The 22,701-nt window shown below is 74.3% G+C and carries 23 protein-coding genes; 13 read left to right on the top strand and 10 right to left on the bottom strand.

Translation table 11 applies throughout. The features are described from left to right. The first annotated feature begins 45 nt into the window (after positions 1-45). From FE634_RS02485 to FE634_RS02445, 9 genes are all read left to right on the top strand, one after another. Positions 46-507, top strand: a complete 462-nt coding sequence (locus tag FE634_RS02485; protein ID WP_138874985.1) for a MerR family transcriptional regulator — start codon at positions 46-48, stop codon at positions 505-507. 138 nt (positions 508-645) lie between these two features. Beyond that, the gene (locus tag FE634_RS02480) at positions 646-1,686 is read left to right on the top strand and encodes an NAD(P)-dependent alcohol dehydrogenase (RefSeq protein WP_148240320.1); all 1,041 of its coding nucleotides are present in this window, start codon (positions 646-648) and stop codon (positions 1,684-1,686) included. 372 nt (positions 1,687-2,058) lie between these two features. Next, the gene (locus FE634_RS02475; RefSeq protein ID WP_222847655.1) at positions 2,059-3,363 is read left to right on the top strand and encodes an ABC transporter substrate-binding protein; all 1,305 of its coding nucleotides are present in this window, start codon (positions 2,059-2,061) and stop codon (positions 3,361-3,363) included. Further along, positions 3,360-4,409, top strand: coding sequence for a carbohydrate ABC transporter permease (locus FE634_RS02470; protein WP_212721788.1), 1,050 nt, complete (start codon positions 3,360-3,362; stop codon positions 4,407-4,409). The genes FE634_RS02475 and FE634_RS02470 overlap by 4 nt, the downstream gene beginning before the upstream one ends. After that, positions 4,406-5,230: a carbohydrate ABC transporter permease gene (locus FE634_RS02465; RefSeq protein ID WP_246060809.1), complete on the top strand. Its 825-nt coding sequence runs from the start codon at positions 4,406-4,408 to the stop codon at positions 5,228-5,230. The genes FE634_RS02470 and FE634_RS02465 overlap by 4 nt, the downstream gene beginning before the upstream one ends. After that, positions 5,227-6,675 (top strand): glycoside hydrolase family 1 protein, encoded by a 1,449-nt coding sequence (locus FE634_RS02460; protein ID WP_138874982.1) that lies wholly within the window; start codon positions 5,227-5,229, stop codon positions 6,673-6,675. Before FE634_RS02465 ends, FE634_RS02460 begins: the two co-directional genes overlap by 4 nt. Position 6,676: 1 nt before the next feature. Next, positions 6,677-7,720 carry a LacI family DNA-binding transcriptional regulator gene (locus FE634_RS02455; protein WP_246060807.1) on the top strand — a complete coding sequence of 348 codons (1,044 nt, stop codon included), beginning with the start codon at positions 6,677-6,679 and terminating at the stop codon, positions 7,718-7,720. A 68-nt stretch (positions 7,721-7,788) separates the two neighbouring features. Then, on the top strand, positions 7,789-8,871 hold the full coding sequence (locus FE634_RS02450) for an ABC transporter ATP-binding protein (RefSeq protein ID WP_148240318.1): 1,083 nt from the start codon (positions 7,789-7,791) through the stop codon (positions 8,869-8,871). Further along, positions 8,868-9,941 (top strand): Gfo/Idh/MocA family protein, encoded by a 1,074-nt coding sequence (locus tag FE634_RS02445; RefSeq protein WP_148240317.1) that lies wholly within the window; start codon positions 8,868-8,870, stop codon positions 9,939-9,941. The genes FE634_RS02450 and FE634_RS02445 overlap by 4 nt, the downstream gene beginning before the upstream one ends. A gap of 16 nt (positions 9,942-9,957) precedes the next feature. Here FE634_RS02445 and FE634_RS02440 read toward each other — a convergent pair whose 3' ends face one another. From FE634_RS02440 to FE634_RS02430, 3 genes are all read right to left on the bottom strand, one after another. Next, positions 9,958-10,827, bottom strand: coding sequence for an FHA domain-containing protein (locus FE634_RS02440; RefSeq protein WP_138874981.1), 870 nt, complete (start codon positions 10,825-10,827; stop codon positions 9,958-9,960). Positions 10,828-10,836: 9 nt separating this feature from the next. Further along, a complete protein-coding gene (locus tag FE634_RS02435) occupies positions 10,837-11,082 on the bottom strand; it encodes a hypothetical protein (RefSeq protein WP_212721786.1) in 246 nt (81 codons plus the stop codon). A 209-nt stretch (positions 11,083-11,291) separates the two neighbouring features. After that, the gene (locus FE634_RS02430) at positions 11,292-12,005 is read right to left on the bottom strand and encodes a copper resistance CopC family protein (RefSeq protein WP_148240316.1); all 714 of its coding nucleotides are present in this window, start codon (positions 12,003-12,005) and stop codon (positions 11,292-11,294) included. Positions 12,006-12,160: 155 nt separating this feature from the next. Here FE634_RS02430 and FE634_RS02425 point away from each other — a divergent pair, with 155 nt between their 5' ends. Next, entirely contained in the window at positions 12,161-12,883 is a 723-nt protein-coding gene (locus tag FE634_RS02425; protein WP_148240315.1) for a hypothetical protein, read from the top strand. Between the two features lie 6 nt (positions 12,884-12,889). Here the strand turns inward: FE634_RS02425 and FE634_RS02420 are convergent, their stop codons facing one another. Genes FE634_RS02420 through FE634_RS02400 form a run of 5 tightly spaced genes read right to left on the bottom strand, consistent with a single transcriptional unit; the run spans position 12,890 to position 17,849 of the window. After that, on the bottom strand, positions 12,890-13,504 hold the full coding sequence (locus FE634_RS02420; RefSeq protein WP_137294405.1) for an ABC transporter ATP-binding protein: 615 nt from the start codon (positions 13,502-13,504) through the stop codon (positions 12,890-12,892). Next, positions 13,498-14,331, bottom strand: coding sequence for an ATP-binding cassette domain-containing protein (locus FE634_RS02415; protein WP_262347551.1), 834 nt, complete (start codon positions 14,329-14,331; stop codon positions 13,498-13,500). Before FE634_RS02415 ends, FE634_RS02420 begins: the two co-directional genes overlap by 7 nt. Further along, positions 14,328-15,233 (bottom strand): ABC transporter permease, encoded by a 906-nt coding sequence (locus FE634_RS02410; protein ID WP_137294404.1) that lies wholly within the window; start codon positions 15,231-15,233, stop codon positions 14,328-14,330. The genes FE634_RS02415 and FE634_RS02410 overlap by 4 nt, the downstream gene beginning before the upstream one ends. Continuing rightward, positions 15,230-16,210: an ABC transporter permease gene (locus FE634_RS02405; protein ID WP_262347550.1), complete on the bottom strand. Its 981-nt coding sequence runs from the start codon at positions 16,208-16,210 to the stop codon at positions 15,230-15,232. The genes FE634_RS02410 and FE634_RS02405 overlap by 4 nt, the downstream gene beginning before the upstream one ends. 13 nt (positions 16,211-16,223) lie before the next feature. After that, positions 16,224-17,849 (bottom strand): ABC transporter substrate-binding protein, encoded by a 1,626-nt coding sequence (locus FE634_RS02400; protein WP_262347549.1) that lies wholly within the window; start codon positions 17,847-17,849, stop codon positions 16,224-16,226. A 160-nt stretch (positions 17,850-18,009) separates the two neighbouring features. Here FE634_RS02400 and FE634_RS02395 point away from each other — a divergent pair, with 160 nt between their 5' ends. From FE634_RS02395 to FE634_RS02385, 3 genes are read left to right on the top strand one after another with little or no spacing between them, the layout of a single operon-like run. Then, complete coding sequence (locus tag FE634_RS02395) at positions 18,010-18,567, top strand: RNA polymerase sigma factor (protein WP_137294402.1); 558 nt, start codon at positions 18,010-18,012, stop codon at positions 18,565-18,567. Further along, positions 18,551-19,255 (top strand): anti-sigma factor, encoded by a 705-nt coding sequence (locus FE634_RS02390; RefSeq protein ID WP_138874978.1) that lies wholly within the window; start codon positions 18,551-18,553, stop codon positions 19,253-19,255. The genes FE634_RS02395 and FE634_RS02390 overlap by 17 nt, the downstream gene beginning before the upstream one ends. Positions 19,256-19,298: 43 nt before the next feature. Then, positions 19,299-19,937 (top strand): fasciclin domain-containing protein, encoded by a 639-nt coding sequence (locus FE634_RS02385; protein WP_137294400.1) that lies wholly within the window; start codon positions 19,299-19,301, stop codon positions 19,935-19,937. A gap of 140 nt (positions 19,938-20,077) precedes the next feature. On the opposite strand, the gene FE634_RS02380 is transcribed toward FE634_RS02385, so the two are convergent. After that, a complete protein-coding gene (locus FE634_RS02380) occupies positions 20,078-21,106 on the bottom strand; it encodes a bile acid:sodium symporter (protein WP_222847654.1) in 1,029 nt (342 codons plus the stop codon). Between the two features lie 71 nt (positions 21,107-21,177). Beyond that, positions 21,178-22,695 (bottom strand): L-arabinose isomerase, encoded by a 1,518-nt coding sequence (gene araA / locus FE634_RS02375; RefSeq protein WP_137294399.1) that lies wholly within the window; start codon positions 22,693-22,695, stop codon positions 21,178-21,180. Positions 22,696-22,701 lie beyond the last annotated feature (6 nt).

Genomic DNA, 22,701 nt, shown 5'->3' with positions numbered 1-22,701 from the left:
GTCGACCTTTGACTTCAAGTACTCGAAGTTCCTACCGTCGTGAGCATGGAGGCCAGGACCACGCAGCGCGGGTACACGATCAAGGAGGCGGCCACGCTGACCGGCCTGCCGGCGAGCACGCTGCGCTACTACGAGTCCATCGGCGTGGTCGCACCCATCGCCCGGGGCGCCAGCAGCAGGCACCGGGTCTACGACGAGGCCGACCTCGACCAGCTGATGTGGATCGCCTGCCTCGCCGCGACCGGCATGTCGGTCGGTGACATGCGGCGCTACGTCGCCAACGGCCAGGTCGGCCCGTCCGCGGCCGGCGACCAGGCCGCGCTGCTCGCCGCCCAGGAGCGGCGCCTGGCCGCCGAGGCCGAGGCGATCGCCCTGCGTCAGCGCTACGTGCGCCTGAAGATCGACTACTGGCACGCGGTCGAGGCCGGCGACGCCGACCGGGCCGCGCTGCTCGCGGGCGAGGCGCGCGTCCTCGCCGACCAGCTCAAGGAGACCCGGCGCCCCTGACCGCGCCACCCCTCCCGGCCCGCGCCTGACCGGGCCGACCCCACTGGACGCCGCGGTCCGGCGTCCGAGCGCGCCCGCACCCACCCCGAACCGACCGAACCGAACCCGAACCCCGAACCCGAACCAAGGAGAACCACCATGCGCGTGCACGCCTACGCCGCCCCCGCCGCCGGCCAGCCGCTGGCCCCCACCACCATCGAGCGCCGCGACGTCGGACCCGACGACGTCCTCATCGCCATCGAGTACGCCGGCATCTGCCACTCCGACATCCACACCGTCAACGGCGACTGGGGGCCGCAGCCCTTCCCCGTCGTCCCGGGCCACGAGATCGTCGGCACCGTCACCGAGGTCGGCGCCGACGTCACCCGACACCGCGTCGGTGACCGCGTCGGCGTCGGCTGCATGGTCAACTCCTGCGGCGAGTGCGTGAACTGCCGCCGCGGCGACGAGCAGTACTGCGTCGCGGGCATGGTCGGCACCTACGCCGCCACCGACCGCGACGGCACCACCACCCAGGGCGGGTACTCGACGCACGTCGTCGTCGACGCCGACTTCGTCCTCTCGATCCCCGAGGGCCTCGACCCCGCGGCGGCCGCGCCGCTGCTGTGCGCGGGCATCACCACCTACGCGCCGCTCCGGCGGTGGAACGCCGGCCCCGGCACCCGCGTCGCGGTCGTCGGCCTCGGCGGCCTCGGGCACCTGGCGGTCAGGATCGCGCACGCCCTCGGCGCCGAGGTGACGGTGCTGTCGCAGTCGCTGAAGAAGCAGGAGGACGGGCTGCGGCTCGGGGCCGACCACTACCACGCCACGTCGGACCCCGACACCTTCACCGCCCTCGCCGGCAGCTTCGACCTGATCCTCAACACCGTCAGCGCCAGCATCGACGTCAACGCCCACCTCGGGCTGCTCGCGGTCGACGGCACCCTCGTCAACGTCGGCGCCCCGCCGGAGCCGCTGGCCGTGCAGGCGATGTCGCTCATCGGCGGACGCCGCTCGCTCGCCGGCTCGATGATCGGCGGCATCGCGCTGACCCAGGAGATGCTCGACTTCTGCGCCGAGCACGGCATCGGCTCCGAGATCGAGGTCATCGCCGCCGACCAGGTCAACGAGGCCTACGAGCGCGTCCTCGCCTCCGACGTGCGCTACCGGTTCGTCATCGACACCTCGACGCTGGGCTGAGCCCGGCCCACCACCGCCCCACGACCCGCACACCATCCGCACGGCACCCGCACACCACTGGGACGCCGAGCGGCGTCCCCACCCCGACGCGCCCACCAGGCCACCGACCGGCCTGGTGGGCGCGTCGGCGTCGGCACCGTTGGTCGCGGGTCGCCAGAGCGCCCGGAACGCTCACCCCGACCCCGCGAAGTCACCTACCGGTGGGAGCGCTTCCACGTATGCCCGGCCCGCCCAGCCGCAGCGCAGCGGGGCCCACCCTCGAACCTGCCGTGTGACCGTTGACACACCGACGTGGCCCGTGTCACAGTTCTGCCACCCCGAATGGAAGCGCTCTCACACCACTTCAGACCCGGACCTCGTAGGAGACCAGACGTGATCAAGAAGACCCCTCGCGGCATCAGCCGCCCCGGCCTGGGCGTCACGGCGACGCTCGCGCTCGCCCTGACCCTCACCGCCTGCGGCGGTTCCGGAGGAGACCCGGGCGAGTCGGCCGAGCAGGACACGCTGGCCGCCGGCGAGACCCTCACCATCACGACCTTCGGCGAGTTCGGGTACGACGCCCTCATCGAGGAGTGGAACGCCGAGCACCCCGACGTGCAGGTCGAGCAGACCAAGGTCTCGCTGTGGGACGACTGGAAGAACGAGCTCAACACCAACCTCCAGGCCAACGCCGGGCTGCCCGACATCGTCGCCATCGAGGGCGACTTCATGCCGGCCATCATCGCCGCGCCCGACCGGTGGGTCGACCTGTCCGACGAGGACGTCGAGGGACGGTGGCTGGAGTTCAAGCAGGAGGCCGCGACCGCCGCCGACGGCCAGATGCTCGGCTACCCGACCGACGCCGGCCCCGAGGCGTTCTGCTACCGCGCCGACCTGTTCGAGGAGGCCGGCCTGCCCAGCGACCGCGAGGAGGTCGCGAAGCTGATGACCACCTGGGACGACTACTACGCCCTCGGCGAGCAGTTCACCGGCGCCTCCGACGCCGCGTGGTACGACTCCTCCGGCTCGATCGCCCAGGCCATGCTCAACCAGGTGCCCAACCCCTTCGAGAAGGAGGACGGCACCATCGACGTCGAGAACGAGGGACTGCAGGAGGTGTGGGCCACGGTCACCGCCAACGCCGAGACCCTCTCGACCCGCAACAAGCAGTGGAACCCCGACTGGGAGGCGGCGTTCAAGAAGGACGGGTTCGCCACCATCCCCTGCCCCGGCTGGATGCGCAGCAACATCCGCGACAACCAGGGCAAGCTGCAGGACGGCGTGGTGTGGGACATCGCCGACGTCTTCCCCGGTGGCGGCGGCAACTGGGGAGGGTCGTTCCTCGCGGTGCCCAAGACCTCGACCCACCAGGGCCCGGCCCAGGAGTTCCTCGAGTGGCTGACCGCGCCGGAGCAGCAGCTGCGCGTCTTCGCCGAGCTCGGCAACTTCCCCTCGCAGGTCGAGGCGCTGGAGAGCCCGGAGCTGCAGGGCACCACCGACGAGTACTTCAACGACGCCCCGGTCGGTGAGATCTACATCAACCGCGCCGAGGCCATCGACGTCCAGCCGTTCCAGGGACCGCTCTACTCCGACATCCTCGGCAAGTTCCAGGCCGCGGTCGACCGGGTCGACGAGGGCTCCGCGACACCCGACGAGTCGTGGAAGACCTTCCTCGCCGACGTCGACTCCCTGCAGTGACCGCGCCGGCTGAGGCCGACACGGCGGCCCAGCCCGGCAACCGCACCGCGACCCGGCGCGCCGCCGGGTCGCGGGACGGTGAGGACCCCGGCGACGGGGGGCGCGGGGGCCGGCGCGGCGAACGCCGGCTCCTGCGCCGCGAACGACGGGCCCGCTGGGACGTCAGGCTCGCGCCGTACCTCTTCGTGTCGCCGTTCTTCCTCGTCTTCGCCGTGGTCGGCATGTTCCCCCTCGCCTACACCGGCTACCTCTCGCTGCACGACTGGGACCGGCTGGCCTACACCCGCGGCGGGTTCATCGGCCTCGACAACTTCCGCTGGGTGCTGGACGACCCGCTCTTCACCAAGTCGCTGGTCAACACCCTCAGCATCTTCGCGATGTCGTCGATCCCGCAGGTCGTCATCGCCGTGACCGTCGCCGCGCTGCTCGACCAGCAGCTGCGGGGCAGCACGTTCTGGCGGATCAGCGTGCTGCTCCCGTTCGTCGTCGCGCCCACCGCGGCGGTGCTGATCTTCGGCACCCTCTTCTCGGACCGTTCCGGGCTGGTCAACGAGCTTCTCAGCAGCGTCGGGCTGGACCCGATCCGGTGGCACGTCGAGCGCTGGTGGAGCCACGCGGCCATCTCCAGCATGGTCAACTGGCGCTGGACCGGCTACAACGCGCTGATCTTCCTGGCCGCCATGCAGGCCGTGCCGCGCGAGGTCTACGAGTCGGCCTCGCTCGACGGCGCCGGCCGGGTGCGCCAGCTGCTCCACATCACGCTGCCGATGATCCGGCCGACGATGATCTTCGTCATCGTCACCACCACCATCGGCGGGCTGCAGATCTTCACCGAGCCGAGGCTCTTCGACGACACCGCGCAGCGTGAGGGTGGAGCGGACCACCAGTACATGACCATGACGCTCTACGTCTACGTCAAGGGCATCGAGGACCAGTTCTACGGCCGGGCCTCGGCCGCCGCCTGGCTCCTCTTCCTGTTCATCATCTCCATCGTGCTCGTCAACTACGCGGCGACCCGGTGGCTCACCCGACGGAGAGCGCTGTGACCCGACGCCCCGGAGCCCTCGTCTACGGGCTGCTGGCCGCCTTCGTGGTCGGCTCGGCCCTGCCCCTGTACTGGTCGTTCATGATCGGCTCCCACACCCGGGAGCGCGCCCTGGACACCCCGCCCCCGCTGCTGCCCGGCGGGCACTTCCTCGACAACGCCGGCCGCGTGCTCAACACCATCGACTTCTGGCAGGCGATGTTCAACAGCCTGGTCGTCTCGACGGTGTGCGCGACGTCGGTGGTCGTCTTCTCCACCCTCGCCGGGTACAGCTTCGCCAAGCTGCGCTTCCGCGGCAGCGGGCCGCTGATGGGCTTCGTCGTGATGACGATGGCCGTGCCGACCCAGCTCGCGATCGTGCCGCTGTTCATCCTGATGCGCGACTACCGACTGCTCGACACCCTCGCCGCGGTCGCCCTGCCGACCCTGGTCACCGCGTTCGGCGTGTTCTTCATGCGTCAGTACCTCTTCGACGCCGTGCCCGACGAGCTCATCGAGGCCGCCCGGATGGACGGCTGCTCGATGCTCCGCACGTTCTGGACCGTCGCCGTCCCCGCCGCCCGGCCCGCCATGGCGATCTTGTTCCTCTTCACCTTCATGCAGGTCTGGACCGACTACATGTGGCCCCTCGTGGCCCTGCAGAAGACCGAGACCCTGCAGATCGCCCTCGACCGCCTCGCGCTCACCGGACAGGGCCAGTCGACCGACTACGCCCTGCTGCTGGCCGGCACGGCGATGGCGACCGTGCCCCTCCTCGTCCTGTTCGTCCTGACCGGTCGCCAGCTGGTGACCGGCATCATGCAAGGAGCCCTCAAGGGATGACCGAGCTCGACACACCCCCCGCCCACCTCCGCCCGGTCGAGTTCCCGCCCGGGTTCGGGTGGGGCGCCGCGACCGCGGCGTACCAGATCGAGGGAGCCGCGGCCGAGGACGGCCGCACGCCCTCCATCTGGGACACCTACTCCCGCCTGCCGGGCGCCGTGATCGGTGGCGACACCGGCGACGTCGCGTGCGACCACTACCACCGCTACCCCGAGGACGTCGCGCTCGTGCGTGACCTCGGCCTCGGGTCCTACCGGTTCTCGGTGGCCTGGCCGCGGGTGCGCCCCGACGGCGGCGCGGTCAACCAGGCGGGCCTCGACTTCTACCGCCGCCTGGTCGACGAGCTGCTCGGCGCCGGCATCACGCCGTGGCTGACGCTCTACCACTGGGACCTGCCGCAGACGCTCGAGGACGCCGGCGGCTGGACCAACCGCGACACCGCGCACCGGTTCGTCGACTACGCCCGCACCGTGCACGACGCGCTGGGTGACCGGGTGCCGACGATCACCACGATGAACGAGCCGTGGTGCTCGGCGTTCCTGGGCCACACCTCGGGCCGGCACGCCCCCGGACGCCGGGAGGGCGCGGCCGGGCTGGTCGCCGCGCACCACCTGATGCTGGCCCACGGGCTCGCGGTCCAGGCCCTGCGCGCCGACGGGGCGACCGCCGACCTCGGGATCACCCTCAACCTCACCGTCGCCGACCCGCACGACCCCACCGACCCGGTCGACCACGACGCCGCCCGCCGCGTCGACGGCCTGTTCAACCGGGTCTTCCTCGACCCGCTGCTGCGCGGCGCCTACCCCGAGGACGTGCTGGCCGACACCGCGGCGATGCAGTTCGCCGGCCGCCCCTGGTCCGACGTCGTGCACGACGGCGACCTGGCCGCCGTCAGCAGCAAGCTCGACGTCCTGGGCGTCAACTACTACAACGGCGCCGCCTACTCCGGCCACCCGCACCCGGCCCCCGACGACGGCGGCGTGCGGCACCCCGACCTGCTCAGCGGGACGCCGTTCCCCGGCGGGGAGGACATCACCGAGCCCGGTCGCGGCCTGCCGCGCACCGGCATCGGCTGGGAGGTGCAGCCCGAGGGGTTCACCCGGCTGCTCGTGCGGCTCGACGCCGACTACGACCTGCCGCCGATCTGGATCACCGAGAACGGCGCCGCCTACCCCGACGAGGTCGTCGACGGCCGGGTCGAGGACCACGAGCGCCGCGCCTACGTCGAGGCGCACCTGCGCGCCCTGCACGCCGCGATCGAGGCCGGCGTCGACGTGCGCGGCTACTTCGCCTGGTCGCTGCTCGACAACTTCGAGTGGTCCTACGGCTACGGCCAGCGCTTCGGCATCGTCCACGTCGACTACGACACCCAGGTGCGCACCCCCAAGAGCAGCGCCCACTGGTACGCCCGCGTCGCGGCGTCCGGTCGCATCGAGGGGCACTAGCGTGACCCGCGTGATGGACGACGACAGCGTGCGGTCGGAGTCCCTGCCCACCCTCGACGAGGTGGCCCGGGTCGCCGGGGTCTCCCGGGCGACGGCGTCCCGGGCGATCAACGGCGGCGACAAGGTGAGCCAGAAGTCCCGCGACGCCGTCGAGGCCGCCGTCCTGGCGCTCGGCTACGCCCCGAACCCGGCGGCCCGCAGCCTGGTGACGCGGCGCACCGACTCGGTGGCGCTGGTCGTGCCGGAGCCGGACGACCGGGTCTTCTCCGACCCCTTCTTCGCCCGCACGCTGCGCGGCGTCAGCCGGGTCCTCGGCGCCCGCGACCTCCAGCTGGTGCTGCTGCTCACCGGGCCCGGCAAGGAGGAGCAGCGGATGCTGCGCTACCTGCGCAACCGGCACATCGACGGCGCGATCGTGGTCTCCCACCACCGCGAGGACCACCTCAGCGACCACCTCGCCGCGATGGGCCTGCCGTGCGTCTTCGTCGGCCGGCCCTGGACCAGCGCCGACAAGGTCGCCTACGTCGACACCGACAACATCGCCGGCGGCAACGCCGCGACCGAGGCCCTGGTCCAGCGGGGGTGCCGCCGGATCGGCACCATCGCCGGGCCGCCCGACATGACCGCCGGTGTCGACCGGCTCCTCGGCTGGCGGATGGCGATGAACCAGGCGCGGCTGTCCGACGACGCCGTGGTCCACGGCGACTTCACCGAGGCCGGGGGCGAGGCGGCCGCCGAGCAGCTGCTCCGCGAGCACCCCGACCTCGACGGGCTCGCGGTGGCCTCCGACCTGATGGCCCTGGGCGCCCTGCGGGCCCTGGCCCGGGCGGGGCGCCGCGTCCCCGACGACGTCGCCGTCGTCGGCTACGACGACCTCGGCGTCGCCGAGCGGACGTCACCGCCACTCACGACCGTGCACGCCCCGGTCGGCGACATGGCCGACCAGGCGGCCCGCCTGCTGCTCGAGCAGCTCGACGACGGCAGCCGTCCGCGCGCGATGCGCATCGTCTTCCCGCCGTCCCTGGTCCGGCGCGCCAGCGCCTGACCCACCCCACCCTCACCTCCACCACCACGCGTCGCCGGCGGCCCCGCCGGCGAAGGGAGCTCAAGCACATGGCCACAGTGACGTTCGACAAGGCGCAGCGCTGGTACGCGGGAGCCGACAAGGCCGCCGTCCCCGGCATCGACCTGGAGATCCGCGACGGCGAGTTCATGGTCCTCGTCGGCCCGTCCGGGTGCGGGAAGTCCACGACCCTGCGGATGCTGGCCGGGCTCGAGGCGGTCGACGGCGGCAGGATCATGCTCGGCGACCGCGACATCACCACCGTGCCGCCGAAGGACCGCGACATCGCGATGGTGTTCCAGAACTACGCGCTCTACCCGCACATGACGGTCGCCGACAACATGGCCTTCGCGCTGAAGATGGCGAAGGTGCCGGTGGCCGAGCGGCGCAAGCGGGTCGCCGAGGCCGCCCGCATCCTCGGCCTCGAGGAGTACCTCGGGCGCAAGCCCAAGGCCCTCTCCGGCGGGCAGCGCCAGCGGGTCGCGATGGGGCGCGCGATCGTGCGCAGCCCCCAGGTCTTCTGCATGGACGAGCCGCTGTCGAACCTCGACGCCAAGATGCGGGTCCAGACCCGCACCGACATCGCGCGGCTCCAGGCCGACCTCGGCGTCACCACCGTCTACGTCACCCACGACCAGGTCGAGGCCATGACGATGGGCGACCGCGTCGCGGTCATGAAGGACGGGCTCCTGCAGCAGGTCGACACCCCGCTCAACCTCTACGACCGGCCCGTGAACCTGTTCGTCGCCGGCTTCATCGGCTCCCCGCAGATGAACCTGCTCGAGGCGACCGCGGTCGAGGGCCGCGCGGCCATCGGCGACTACCTCGTGCCCGTCGACCCGACCGCCGCGCAGCGGATGCGCGGACGGGTCACCGTCGGTGTGCGGCCGGAGTCGTGGCGCATCGTCTCGGACGCCGAGGGCGGGCTCCCGGTCCGCGTGACCGTCGTCGAGGAGCTCGGCGCCGACAGCTTCGTCTACGGCACCTCCGGGGTCGAGGGCACCCCGGCCAACATCATCGTGCGGATCGCCACTCGCGACCACGTGCACCGGGGCGACGTCGTCCACGTCACCACCGACCCGGCCGACGTCCACGTCTTCGACACCGAGACCGGCGAGCGGCTCTCGGCGTGAGCCTCCTCCTGCCCGCCCCCCGCCGCCTCGACCCGTACGCCGTCCCGCCCGTGCGCTGGGGCGTGGTCGGCACCGGCATCGGCGCCCGGTTCGTGGCGTCGCTGCACGCGCACTCCCACCACCGCGTCGTCGCCTGGGCCGCACGGGACGCCGCCCGGACGCAGGCGACGGCCCGCGAGCACGGCGTCGAGCGGTGCCACCGCGACGTCCGGTCGCTGCTCGAGGATCCCGACGTCGACGCGGTCTACGTCGCGACACCCCACCCGCTGCACCGCGAGCACGCCCTCCAGGCCATCGCGGCCGGCAAGCACGTGCTGGTCGAGAAGCCGATGGCGATGACGGCGGCCGACGCCGCCGCCGTCACCGGGGCCGCCGCGGCCGCGGGCGTGCTGGCCATGGAGGCGATGTGGACGCGCTACCTGCCCCAGACCGACGTGCTGCGCCAGGTGCTCGCCGACGGGCTGATCGGCGAGCCCCACCTGGTGCGCGCCGACCTCGGCTCCGCGGTGCCCTACGACGCCGGCCACCGGCTGTGGAGCCCCGAGCTCGGCGGCGGGGCCCTGCTCGACGTGGGCATCTACCCGGTCAGCCTGGCCTCGATGGTCCTGGGTCGCCTCACGACGGTCGCGGCCACCGGCACCCTGGCGCCGTCCGGCGTCGACGCCTCGGCCCACCTGCTGCTCAGCGCGGGTGACGCCACCGCGCTGGTGTCGACGTCGCTGGTCTCCTCGCTGCCGACGACCGCCGAGGTCGCGGGCTCGGCCGGTCACCTCCGGGTCGCGGCGCCGTTCTTCGCCCCGTCGAGCCTGTCGGTGACGGTCGGCTCGTGGGACTCCTCCCGCACCGCGACCTGGACCCACCCGCGACCCCCCGGGCCCTCCGACGGTCCGACCGACGGCTACGCCTTCCAGGCCATCGCCTTCGCGCACTACGTGGCCGAGGGACGGGTCGAGTCGCCGCTGCACCCCCACGACGAGACGGTCTCGGTGCTGGCGACCCTCGACGAGGCGCGCCGCCGACTTGGTGTCGCCGGGCAGCCGGCGGCACCGCTGGTCGCCTCGAGCGCGTGAGGCGCCGGCGGGCCGCTCAGAGGTCCGGAGGGTCCTCGGGGCCGCGGTGGCTGGGGCGCGGCTCCTGGGGCAGCTGACGCCCGAGCTCGCCGCCGATGCGTCCGCCGTGCGGGCGACCGTGGTCGGCGTGCTCCTCGCGGTAGAACGCGAGCACGTGCTCGCCGACCTCCAGCCGCGCGCCGGTGCGGAGCACCTGACGACCCGTGACCGCCGCACCGTGCACCCGGGTGAGCCCCCCGCGACTCAGGACGACGAACTCGTCGTCGTCGTCGTGGCGGACCACGGCGTGCAGGTCGAGCAGCCCCGGCAGCCGGACGTCGCAGTCCGGGCCGCTGCCGATGGTCGTCCGGTCGCCCTCGAGCCAGTACACGGGCTGGCGCTCACCGGCCCAGAGCCGCTCCTTCTCCAGGACCAGCCGCGGACTGCCGCCGCGGGCGGGGTCGTGGGTGGTCGTCGGGCTCCGCCGCACCGGTCGCACGAACGTCGGGACGATCGGCCACAGGGTGGTCGGCGGGAGCATGGCCGCGTCCGGCAGCACCGACTCCGCGCCGCCGGCGCGCGAGCGCGCGGCCGTCCAGGCGCCGCGCACGCTCCCGAGCCGGATGTGGCGCGAGCGGGTGACGCGACGCTGCCACCACGGCACGCGGACCGCCCCGAGGGTGATCAGGTGCAGGTCGCCCGAGACGACCCGCACGGTCAGGCCCCGCGCGGCGAGCGCCGCCCCGGCGGCCCGGACGACGCCCGCGTCACCGGACCCGGCGAACGCGCCGGGCTCGTCGACGTCGAGCGTGAGCCGGTTCGCGCTCCCCGTGAGGCGACCGCGCACCGGTGGCTGCCCCGGCCGGTCGAGCTCGAAGCTGAGGTCGGCGGCGACGCTGGTGGGCACGGCGGTGCCCTACCGGGCGCTCTCGGCGGCCGCCCGGTCGTCGGTCGTGATCGTGAGGGTGCCGTCGAGCTTCCAGATCGCCCGGGGCGCCCGGGGGCCGGTGTCGCGCGGGACCTCCACGGTCATGTCCTCCAGGCGGTAGTGGATGGCCGCCTGACGCCCGGTCAGGAAGTCCCACATGCTCTTGCCGAGGTCGGCCCAGTCGACCACCTCGCTGTCCCTGCCGGTCTCGGATGACTGGCTGCTCGTGCTCATGCCCATCGCCTCGGTTCCTGGTCGGTGCTGCTGTGTCCGTGCTCGGTGGACCCAGCGTGGAGGGGGCCGGTGTGACGCGGCTCACCCTCCCGGCAACCGGGATCACCCCCCTCGCCCCCGGTCGTCCGGCGGTCATCCGACGGGTCACCCGGCGGGTCACCGGCGGTGCGGCCCGGGCGAGCCGGGACCGCAGACCTGACGCCGGACCGTCAGCGGCGCCTGCGCTGGCGGGGCTGCGGCCGGGCGGCGGCCGACTTCCCCACCGGGCGGGCGCGGGGCGGCACCGGCGGTGCGGGCGCGGCCGCGGCGGGCCGGCGGTGCGTGCGGGCCCACAGGACGCCGCCGACCGCGAGCAGCGCGACCGCCGCCAGAGCCACCCACGCGAGCGCCGGGACCCCGGAGCCGTCGTCGGAGGAGTCGTCGGAGCGCTCCACGAGGCCGGGCGCCTGGGTGGCGGAGCCGCCCTCGGCGGCTCCCTCGGTCGGCTGCTCGCCCCCGGCGGCCCCGACGTAGAACCCGAGACGCCCCGCGACCTCGTGGCCGTCGACCGAGGTCGCGGCGTACTCGACGGTGTAGAGCCCGACGGCGTCGCGCTGGTCGTTGAGCCGCTGGATCAGGGTGTCGGCCGACACGATCGTGGTGCCGACCTGGAGCGACGCGCCGTCGGGCCCCATGACGGTGACCTCGGCCCCGGCGTCGAAGTCGAGGTCGCCGGAGAACTTCAGCGTGACGCTCGGGGGGACCTCCTCGAGCTGCTGCCCCTCGGCGGGCGTCGAGGACTCGAGGGTGACGTGCGCCCAGGCGGCGGGGGCGGCGAGCCAGCCCAGCGAGACGAGCAGCACGATCCCGGCCAGGAGGGCCAGGCCGGCCCGGGAGGCGGGCGCGCGGACGGGTTCCCGTGACTGCGGCTCGTGACGACGCACGTCTCCACCTCCCTGGTCGGCCGCCGGCGCGGCCGTGCCCCAGCAAGGTACACACGCGACGACGGCCGGGCCGCGCGCGTCCGGCGTCGCCGGGGTGAGGAGCCCGGGGCACCTCGGCGCGATGATGGCGGCGTGCCCGCGCTCCCGGTCCGACCATGACGGCGTACGACGTCCGCGTCGCCAACCTCTCGGTGCGCAACCGCCAGCCGGCTCGCGACGTCGTCCGGCTCGTCGAGGGGTCGCCGCACCTCGTGGCCCTGTGCGAGGTGGCGGGGCGCTGGCCGGACGTCGTGCGCCGCGTCGACGGCTACCGCTACCTCGGCCGCGACGAGGGCACCCACGGCAGCCGGGAGGTCGCCCTGCTGGTGCGCGAGGACGTCGAGGTCGTGGCCTCCGACGTCGCCCCGATGTCCGCGGCCGTGCCGCGCTCGCTGATGGCCCACGACCGGTGGGGGGCGTGGGCCCGCGTCGTCCTGCCCGGGGGGCAGCGGGCCCTGGCCTACTCCACCCACCGCAACGCCTGGGTGCAGCGGCCCGACGGCGGCGTGCGCCCGGTGTGGCGCGGGACCCGGGAGTACCGCGCCCACGTGCGGGCCGAGACGGCCCTGCTCGAGCACCACGCCGCGGCGGGCTGGCCGGTGCTGGGCGGCGGCGACTTCAACTACGCCGTCCCGTGCGGCCGGGTCCGCGGCGTCGGGGACGCCTGGGCCTTCGCCCCGCACCGCAGCCTCCCCGACTGCGGCGTCCGCTACGTGCCGCACCGGCTCGACGGCGTCTGCCACGCCCCCGTCTTCGAGGCGGTGGGCGACCTCGCCGTCATCCCCCGCTCGACCACGGGGTCCGACCACGACTGGATCACGCTGACCGTCCGCACCTGAGGGCGTTCAGCCGGCCGGGGCCGCCCGGTCCAGCTCGACGACCCGGTCGGCGACCCGGTCGAGCAGCGGCTGGTCGTGCGAGACCACGACCACCCCCGTGGCGCGCTCCGCGACCTCGTCGAGGACCCGTCGCCACAGCAGCGCCTGGGTGAGGGCGTCGAGGCTGCTGGAGATCTCGTCGGCGACCAGGAACGCCGGGCGCGTGCGCAGGGCCCGGGCCAGGTTGACCCGCTGCAGCTCGCCGCCGCTGATCTCGTGCGGGAACCGGTCCAGCCAGCCGGGGTCGACGAGGCCGGCGTCCTCGGGGGCCGGGGCCGGCCCGGCCTCGGCGAGCACGTCGCGGACGCGCCACCGCGGGTTCATCGCGCGCTCCGGGTGCTGGAGCACCACCTGGACCGGGCGGGCGCCCCGCCCGGCGGCGACCGGGACACCCGCGACCTCGACGGACCCGCGGCCGGGTCGCACGAGGCCGCCGAGCACCGCGCCGAGCGTGGTCTTCCCGCAGCCGCTGGGCCCCCGGAGCCCCACGACCTCGCCGGGCGCCACCTCGATCCCGGCACCGGACAGCACCCAGGGCCCGCGACGGTGGTAGCGGAACCAGACGTCGCGGGCGCTCAGCACGGCCGGTCCTCGAGGCCGGCGCCCCCGTCGGCCGGGAGGTGGAACCCGTTGGCGGGCAGGGCCCGCCACAGGGCGCGGCTGTAGGGGTGCGCGAGCTCCTCGCCGGTGCCGCTGAACGCCGTGACCGGCGCCCGCTCGAGCGTCCGGCCCGCGCGGGCCACCACCACCCGGTCGGCCACGAGGAGGGCGCCGGTCAGCTCGTGGGTGATGAGGAGCACCCCGCGTCCCTCGTCGGCGACGGCGCGGAGCCGGTCGAGCTCGGCGCGGACGCCGTCCGCGGCCAGGCCGGGCGTCGGCTCGTCGGCCACGACCAGGGCCGGCGAGCCCAGCAAAGCCATCGCCGCGAGCACCCGGCGTCCCATCCCGCCGGAGAGCTCGTGGGGGTGCCGGTCGAGCACGTCCGGGTCGAGCCCGCGCTCGCCCAGCGCCCGGCGGGCGGCCGCGCGCGGCTCGGCCACCCCGGCCAGCCGCGCCGAGCGGCGCACCTGGGCGCCGACCGTCGCGGTCGGGTCGAGGTGGGTCAGCGACTGCGGCAGCAGGGCGATCTCGGTGCCGGCGAGACGACGGCGGGCGGCGGCGTCGACCGGCGTGCCGCGCCACCGCACGACGCCGCCCTCCCGGGCGTTGCCGGGCAGCAGGCCGAGGACGGCGTGGGCCAGCAGGCTCTTGCCCGCGCCGCTGGCCCCGACGAGGGCGACCAGCTCGCCGGCCGCGACGTCGACGTCCATGCCGTCGACGGCCACGACGGTGCGCCGGCGCAGCCCGCGGTCGTGCTGGGCGAAGGCGATGCGCAGGTCGCGCACCGACAGGAGGGGTCCGGCGCTCACAGGTGGTGGCTCCTCGGGTCGAGCAGCAGGCGGGTGTCGTCGCCGATCCGGTCGACGAGCTTGACGACGAGCAGCAGCGCGACGCCCGGCAGCACGGCCAGCCACCAGTACCCGGCCGACAGCGAGCGCATCGACTCGTCGAGCAGGACGCCGATCGCCGGCTGCCCCGGGTCGATGCCGAGCCCGAGGAACGACAGCGCCGCCTCGTGGAGGATCGCGTGCGGGAACATCAACACGACGCCGACCGACAGGTGCGGCACGAGCTGCCCGGCGAGGTGGTGGCGGGCGACGTGGACCCGGCCGTGGCCGAGGCCGCGGGAGAGCGCGACGTAGTCGGAGCGCACCGTCCGGCGCGCCGTCGCCAGCAGCACGAGCGTCAACCGCGGCCAGTGGGTGATGCCCACGGCGACGACGACGGCCCCGGTGCCGCCGCCGAGCGCGAAGGCCACCAGGATCAGCAGCACCAGGTGGGGCAGGGCGAGGAAGAGGTCGACCAGCCAGGCCACCACCGCCTCGGCCCACGGCCCCCCGACCGCCGCGACCAGCGCGAGCGCCAGTGCGACGGCGCCCGAGATGAGGGCGGCGAGGGCGCCGACGAGCAGGCTCAGGCGCAGCCCGACCAGCACCCGCAGCAGGAGGTCGCGGCCGTAGCGGTCGGTGCCGAGCAGGTGCTCGCGCGACGGGGCGAGGTGGCGCTCGGGGAGGTCGGTGACCGAGGCGGGACCGGCGGCGAGGGTGCCGGCGACGACGATCGCGACGACCACCGCCACCGCCACGACCAGGGCCGCCAGCGTGCGCGGACGGCGTTCGCGCCAGGACCAGCCCGGCGGGTCGGACCGGTCGGTGCCGACGGGGTCTCCGGGCCCGGCGGGGCCGGCCGCCGTCCGGTCGGTCGCGCTCACGCCGCCACCGCGGTCCGGGTGCGCGGGTCGACCCACCGGTGGGCGAGCACGCCCGCGGCGTTGCCGGCGAAGACGATCAGCGCGGTGGCCAGGGCGATGCCCATCAGCAGCGGGACGTCCTGCCGGAGCGCGGCCTGGGTCGTCGCCTCGCCGAGGCCCGGGTAGGTGAAGACCTGCTCGGCCAGCAGCGACCCGCCGAACAGCTCGCCGATCGAGGCGAGCTGGAGCACCAGGGCCGGGGCGGCGGCGTTGCGGGCCACCCGGTGCAGCACCAGCCCGGGCAGGCGCTCGCCCTGGGCCCGGGCGAAGGTCACGTAGTCGCTGTCCATCGCCTCGATCGCCGCCTGGCGCGTGTGCAGCAGCACCGGGGAGACCCCGACGACGCTGAGCGTCAGCGCGGGCAGCACCAGGTGGTGCAGCCGCTCGAGCAGGCCGGCCTCCCCCGGCAGCGTGCCGATCGGCGCGGCGCAGCACACCGGCGTCCACCCCAGCGACACCGAGAAGACGTACAGGAGCAGCAGGCCCACCCAGAACGTCGGCGCCGAGGCCAGCGTGTAGGCCCACCAGGTCAGCACCCGGTCGGCCACCCGGCCGCGGCGCACGCCGGCCCACAGCCCGAGGCCGAAGCCGAGCACCCCGGAGACCAGCCACGCCGCGGCCATCAGCGACAGGCTGGCGGCGGCCCGGTCGAGCAGCACGGTGGTGACCGGCTCGCCGTAGACCTGGGACTCACCGAGATTCCCCCGGAGCAGGTTGCCGGCCCAGGCGAGGAAGCGTTGCAGCGGCGGCTCGCCGAGCCCCCACCGCTCCTCGACGAGGGCGCGCTGCTCGGGCCCGAGCGCGGCGACGTCGGCACCGACGTAGGCCCGCACGGGGTCGACCGGCGAGGCCGACACCAGCAGCAGGGCCCCGACCGCCACGGCGACCAGCAGGCTGACCAGCCGCAGCGCCCGCAGCGCCACGCCGCGCGGGGTCACGCCGGCGGCCACCTCAGCAGGTCCAGGTCCACCCGGTCACACCGGCGGTGATCGGGTAGCCGTGGCCGTGCGGCTCGACCAGCGGCGGACCGAGGTCGAGGCAGTCGTCGACGTAGTAGGTGTGCTCGACGTTCACCAGCCAGGCCCACGCGGCGTCGGCCCCCGCGGCGAAGCCGGTGCCGTCGGCGTCGAGCTGGGCCGCGCGCCAGGCCGCCTCGGCGACGTCCGGGTCGGTCGCGGTGAGCGCCTCGTCGAGCCGGGCGTCGACCTCGGCGGAGGAGTAGTAGCCGGGGTTGTGGTACTCCACCCCGGCCAGCGAGGAGTGGTACAGGTTGTACATCTCGATCGGGTCGTGGCTGCCCCAGCCGAACATGACGGCGTCGGCGTGCAGGCGCCGGTCGATCTCCTCCCAGGACACCCCCTCGGCGCGGATCTCGACGCCGGCCGGCGCCACCATGTCCGCGACGGCGAGCGCGAGGCCCTGCCGCAGGGAGTCCTCGGCCGGGTAGAGCAGGGCGAAGGAGGCCGTCGTCCCGTCCTTCTCGCGGACGCCGTCGCCGTCGGCGTCGACCCACCCGGCGTCCTCCAGGAGCGCCTCGGCCCCGGGCACGTCGTCGTCGGTGATCGCCGAGGCCGGCTCGAACCAGGGCGCGCCGTCGACCGGGCCGCTCGCCGGTGAGCCGTACCCCTCGAGGATGCCGTCGACGAGGCCCTGCCGGTCGACGGCGAGGTTGACCGCCCGCCGGATCGCCGGGTCGGCGGTGACGTCGTTGCCGATCGGCGCCCCGTCGTCGTCCGCGCCCTCGTCGGGCACGGTCGGGAAGGAGATGCCGCGGTTGTCGAGCGAGGTCACCGCCTCGATCCGCATGCCGTCGACGTCCTGGGTCGCCAGCGGCGAGGCCACCGCCGCGACCTGCACCTCGCCCACCCTCGCCGCGGCCAGCGAGGCGTCCTCGGCGGTGAACACCAGGACCAGGCGCTCGAACTGCGGCCGCTGGCCGTAGTAGTCGTCGTTGCGCTGCACCACCAGCTGCTGGCCGCGCTGCCACGACACGAGCTCGTAGGGTCCGGAGCCGACCGGCGCGGTCGCGTAGTCCTCGTCGTGCGCGTGCTCCGGGACGATGCCGAGCGAGACCAGGCGGTTGACGAACGTGCTGCGCGGACGGTCGAGCCGGAGCTCGACGGTGTCCTCGTCGACCACGACCGCCTCGTCGAGCGCGGTGACGTCGGTCAGCCCACCCTGCTCCGCCGCGGTGCTGAACGTGTACGCGACGTCGGCGGCCGTCACGGGTCGCCCGTCGGTGAACCTCGCGTCGTCGCGCAGGTCGACGGTCCAGGTCAGGCCGTCGTCGCTGACCTCGTACGCCGTGGCGAGGTCGGTCGTGATCGACAGGTCGGCCCCGCGGGTGAGCAACGTCGACTGGAACAGGGGCGAGCCGTACCGGCCCCAGCCCAGGGTCGGGTCGAAGCCGTCGTCGGGCTCGCCGCCGATCGCCAGCCGCAGCTCGGTCGGGACGCCGTCGGCCCCGGTGCGCGACGGCGACGCGGTGTCACCACCGCAGGCGGTCATCAGGGAGCCCACGAGCACGGAGCCCGTCAGCACGGCGCCGGCGCGCAGGGCGGGGGCAGGACGGGGCACGGGGGCTGCCGATCGGTGGGGGACGGGACCCGCCCACCTTATTGCAAGCGATATGCAACAGCGGACGGGGTGCAGTCACTCCGTCGGCGGTCGCTCGGACAAGTTTCAACAAGTTTCCGGGATCGGCAACCGATCGCGTCCGGCCGACGAAGTACAGGTCATGGAGGGTGGCAGCAGCATCGGCGCGCGGCTGGCGGGCGGTGACGAGCAGGCGTTGGAGGACGCCTACGCCGTCTACGGCCCGAGCCTGCTGTCGTACCTGCGCCGCTTCGTCGGGCCGGACGAGGCCGAGGACACCCTGCAGCGCACGTTCATCGAGGTGTGGGGGTCCGCCAAGCGGTACGACCCGTCGCGCCGCTTCGAGAGCTGGCTGTTCACCATCGCGCACCGACGGGCGGTGGACTGCCTGCGCCAGCGCCGGCACTCCGTGGTCGACGTCGACACGCTGCGCGACCTGGTCGGCGAGGACGGGCGCGAGACCCTGGAGCGGCACGCCGACGCCGCCGAGGTGCGGGCCGCGCTGCACCAGCTGCCCGACCACGAGCGCGTGGTCCTCGAGCAGGCCTACTTCGGCGACCTCAGCCAGCCCGAGATCGCCGCCCGCCTCCAGCTCCCCCTGGGGACCGTGAAGGCGCGGGCGGCGCGGGGCACGCGCCGGCTCGCGGGGATCCTGCGGCAGCTGCGAGACGAAGGAGTGCGCGATGACCGATCTGTCTGAGAGCGAGGGCCACGCGGACCTCGTCGGCCTCGTGCGGGGTGAGCTCGGCACCGCGGAGGTGCTCGACGCCAGCGACCACCTCGCCACGTGCACCGAGTGCCGTGGCGACCTCGTCGACACCGTCGTCGGGCACGCCCTGCTGGCCCGTTCCGCACGCACCGAGGAGGCCGCCGGCCGCCCCCTCGGGGAGCCCGCGCTCCCGGCCCCGACGCTCCCGGCGCCCGCGCCCCGCGACGCCTCCTGGCTCCGGCGCACCTCGCCGCGCGCGCTGCTCGCGGCGGCCGTCGTCGTCCTGGTCGTGGCGGTGGGATCGGTGGTCGCGCTCACCGTGGGACGGTCCGACCCGGGCGTGCCCACGGCGCGCGTCGTCTCCCTCGCCCCGATCACCGACGCGGCCACCAACGCGGTGCCGGGCGAGGCCCGGATCAGGCGTGACGGCCGGACCGCCGAGCTGACCATCGTCACCGACGGGCTGCCCGTCGCCGGCGGGGGCGAGTTCTACCAGGCCTGGCTGCTCGACCCCGACACCAACAAGATGCTCGCCCTCGGACCCCTGTCCGGCGGCACCTCGCGGTTCCAGGTCGACGACGACCTGCTCACCGCCTACTCCGCGGTCGACGTCAGCCTCGAGGCCGACGACGGCGATCCCCAGCACGCCGCGACCTCGGTCCTGCGCGGCAGCTACTAGGCCCCCCACCAACCCACCCACCCAACCAGCAGGAGAAGTCACCATGAAGAAGCTGAACCGCACCGCCACCGCCGTCGTCGCGGCCGCCGTCGCCTCGTCCGCCGTCCTCGCGTCCGTCCCGGCCGAGGCCGCGCAGGCCGCCCAGGGCAAGCGCAGCCTCGCGAAGGTCCTGGCGGCCGACGGCACGTCCTTCGACAAGAACTGGGACGACTTCGACATCACCGAGGCCGCCGTCCTGGCCGTGCTCGACGCCAAGCCGGGCAGCGCCGTCAAGCTCCTGACCCAGGGTGGCAAGCGCGCCACCGCCTTCATCCCCACCGACCGCGCCTTCCGTCGCCTCGTCGGCGACCTCGTCGGCTCGAAGCCCGGCTCGGAGGGCAAGACCTTCCAGGCCGTCGCCGGCCTGGGCATCGACACCGTCGAGTCTGTCCTGCTCTACCACGTGGTGGCCGGCAAGACGCTCGTGTCGGAGAAGGTCGTCGCGGCCCGCGGCACCGCCGTCGAGACGGCCTCCGGTGGCAGCGTCACGGTCCGGATCAACCACGAGGGCGACATCCGCCTCGAGGACAACGACCCGAACGACATCAACGCGCGGGTCATCCCGGCCGCCCTCGACATCAACCGCGGCAACCGCCAGGTCGCCCACGGCATCACCCGCGTCCTGCGTCCCGCCGACCTGTGACCCGTCGCGGGGCCGCCTGACCGGGCGCCCCGCACCGGCACGACACGCACGACGCCGCCCGCGTCGTGACCGTCGTGACCCGCACGTCCCGTCCCCCGGCGTCCGAGACGCCGGGGGACGGGCACGTCCGGGCCGGCGCGTCAGTCGGGGGCCGGACGGTCCCCCGTGCGGGCCGGTCCCGCCGGCGTGAGACGGGGCAGCACCCGGACCAGGACCACCATCGCGACGAGCTCGACCATCGTCTGGGTGACGACGGCCAGGGGTGCGATCGCCAGGGCCTCCGGCAGCGCGAGGGCCAGCGGCAGCACGACCAGCGAGTTGCGCGTCGTCACCGAGAACGTCGCCGCCCGGGTCGCGGGGACGTCGAGCCGCGCGACCCGGCTGACGAGCAGGCCGGCCGCGACGGCCAGGACGACCCACGCGGCGTAGAGGGGCACCAGGCGGAGCAGCCGCACCGCCTCCGCGCCGACCTCGGCGACCTGCGAGCCGATGACGACGGCGAGGGTCGCCATCATCAGGGGCACCATCGCCGCGGCGAGCGCCACCTCGACCGCGCGCCCCGCCCGGTGGCGCCGCGCGAGGGCCTGCACGACCGCGGCCGCACCCAGCGGCGCCACGACGAGCACGACGAACGCCTCGACGAACGGGGCGACCTCGACGACGTCGAGCACCTCGGTGCCGGCGAAGAGGTAGAGGTAGCCGGGGAGCAGCAGGATCTGGGCCAGCATCAGCAGCGGTGCGGCGGCGAGCAGCCTCGCCCGCGCCCCGCCGGCGAGCCCGGTGAAGACGATGACGTAGTCGACGCAGGGCGTGAGCAGGACCAGCAGGACCCCGACCACCAGCCCCCGGTCGTCGGCGACGAACCGTGACAGCCCGAGGGCGAGCGGCGGCACCACCACGAAGTTGGCCACCATCACGGTCGCGAGGAACCGCACGTCGCGGAACCCGCTCGCGACCTCGGTCAGCGGGACCGCGAGGAAGGTCGCGAACAGCAGCAGCGCCAGCACCGGGTTGATGGCGCGCTCGAGCATCGGTGCCGCCGACGGCGCGGCGAGCCCGGCCAGGACGCCGACGCCGATCGCCGCGAGGTAGAGCGGCACCTGGCGGGTGTCCCACCACGCCACCACCCGAGCCGGGCCGGGGGCGCCGGTCGGCACGGGGCTGCTCACCCCGGGAACGGTAGGCCCTCCCCGGCGGCAGGTGCGCCCGACGTCCGCGCCCCCGGGCGGGGGCGCGGAGGTCAGAGCCGGGCGGCGAGCCGGTGGTACGCGGCGTTCCAGCGCAGCTCGCGCTGGAAGGACCGCGGCGTGGTGTCGGCGCCGATCGTCATGATCTCGGTCTCCGTCATGTCGGCGAAGTCCTCGAGCACCTCGACCCCGACCGCCCGCGACAGCACGGTGTGGTGGGGCGCCCCGGCCATCAGCCACGACTCGGCGGACGTCGACAGCGACGGGCGCGGCTCCCAGACCGCGCAGGCGACCGGCAGGCGGGGCAGCGCCGCGTCGGGCTCCACCACGTCGATCTCGTTCACGGTGAGCCGGAACCGGTCGCCGAGGTCGGAGAGCCCGGCGACCACGGCGGGACCGGGGTCGGCGGTGAAGCGCAGGCGGACGGGGTCCTCGCGGCCCCCGATCCCGAGTGGGTGGCACTCGAGCGAGGCGGTGCGGGTCGTGAGGGTGGGGCAGACCTCGAGCATGTGGGCGCCGAGGATCTTCTCCTCCCCCGGGACCAGGTGGTAGGTGTAGTCCTCCATGAACGAGGTGCCGCCGGGGAGGCCGGCGGCCATCGTCTTGACGGCCCGCAGGAGCACCGAGGTCTTCCAGTCCCCCTCGCCGCCGAAGCCGTAGCCGTCGGCCATCAGCCGCTGCACGGCCAGGCCGGGCAGCTGGCGCAGGCCACCGAGGTCCTCGAAGTTGGTGGTGAACGCGCCGAAGCGACCGTCGGTGAGGAAGGCGCGCAGGCCCAGCTCGATCCGGGCGCCCTCGCGCAGCGACTGGTGCCGCTCGCCGCCGCGCAACAGGTCGGGGGTGACCCGGTAGGTGTCGGCGTACTCGGTGCAGAGCTTGTCGACGTCGTCGTCGGCGACCGCGTCGACCACGGCGACGAGGTCGTTGACGCCGTAGGTGTTGACCGAGACGCCGAAGCGCAGCTGCGCCTCGACCTTGTCGCCCTCGGTGACGGCGACGTCGCGCATGTTGTCGCCGAACCGCGCCAGGCGCAGCGAGCTCAGCTCGTGGCGGCCGAGGGAGGCCCGCACCCAGTCGCCCACGCGGCGCGCCACCACCGGCGAGTCCACGTGCCCGGCGACGGTCTTGCGGGCGATGCCGATCCGCGACTGGATGTAGCCGAACTCCCGGTCGCCGTGGGCGGCCTGGTTGAGGTTCATGAAGTCCATGTCGATCGACTCCCACGGGAGCGCGATCCCGGCCTGGGTGTGCAGGTGGAGCAGCGGCTTGCGCAGCGCGTCGAGGCCGGCGATCCACATCTTGGCCGGGGAGAAGGTGTGCATCCAGGCGATGACGCCGACGCACCCGGGGGCCGCGTTGGCCTCGAGCATCTGGCGGTGGATCGAGGTGGCGTCGAGCAGGACCGGCTTCCAGACCACCCGCACCGGCAGGGCCGCGCCGAGCTGCTCGGCGAGGCGGTCCACGATGCCCTGGGACTGCGCAGCGACCTGGTCGAGGGTCTCGGGTCCGTAGAGGGCCTGGCTCCCGGTGAGGAACCAGACCTCGGGGGCGGGGGTGTCGTTGACGGTCATGGGTGC

The sequence above is a fragment of the Nocardioides sp. S-1144 genome, from assembly GCF_005954645.2.
In the GTDB taxonomy this organism is placed as follows: Bacteria; Actinomycetota; Actinomycetes; order Propionibacteriales; family Nocardioidaceae; genus Nocardioides; species Nocardioides dongxiaopingii.
This window is presented reverse-complemented; position numbering and strand designations above follow the sequence as displayed.

What these genes read in the sequence shown, in the direction of transcription:
- FE634_RS02485 (WP_138874985.1), top strand. Translation starts at nt 46, where the DNA reads ATGGAGGCCAGGACCACGCAGCGCGGGTACACGATCAAGGAGGCGGCC.
- FE634_RS02480 (WP_148240320.1), top strand. Translation starts at nt 646, where the DNA reads ATGCGCGTGCACGCCTACGCCGCCCCCGCCGCCGGCCAGCCGCTGGCC.
- FE634_RS02460 (WP_138874982.1), top strand. Translation starts at nt 5,227, where the DNA reads ATGACCGAGCTCGACACACCCCCCGCCCACCTCCGCCCGGTCGAGTTC.
- FE634_RS02450 (WP_148240318.1), top strand. Translation starts at nt 7,789, where the DNA reads ATGGCCACAGTGACGTTCGACAAGGCGCAGCGCTGGTACGCGGGAGCC.
- FE634_RS02435 (WP_212721786.1), bottom strand. Translation starts at nt 11,082, where the DNA reads ATGAGCACGAGCAGCCAGTCATCCGAGACCGGCAGGGACAGCGAGGTG.
- FE634_RS02425 (WP_148240315.1), top strand. Translation starts at nt 12,161, where the DNA reads ATGACGGCGTACGACGTCCGCGTCGCCAACCTCTCGGTGCGCAACCGC.
- FE634_RS02395 (WP_137294402.1), top strand. Translation starts at nt 18,010, where the DNA reads ATGGAGGGTGGCAGCAGCATCGGCGCGCGGCTGGCGGGCGGTGACGAG.
- FE634_RS02390 (WP_138874978.1), top strand. Translation starts at nt 18,551, where the DNA reads ATGACCGATCTGTCTGAGAGCGAGGGCCACGCGGACCTCGTCGGCCTC.
- FE634_RS02385 (WP_137294400.1), top strand. Translation starts at nt 19,299, where the DNA reads ATGAAGAAGCTGAACCGCACCGCCACCGCCGTCGTCGCGGCCGCCGTC.
- araA (WP_137294399.1), bottom strand. Translation starts at nt 22,695, where the DNA reads ATGACCGTCAACGACACCCCCGCCCCCGAGGTCTGGTTCCTCACCGGG.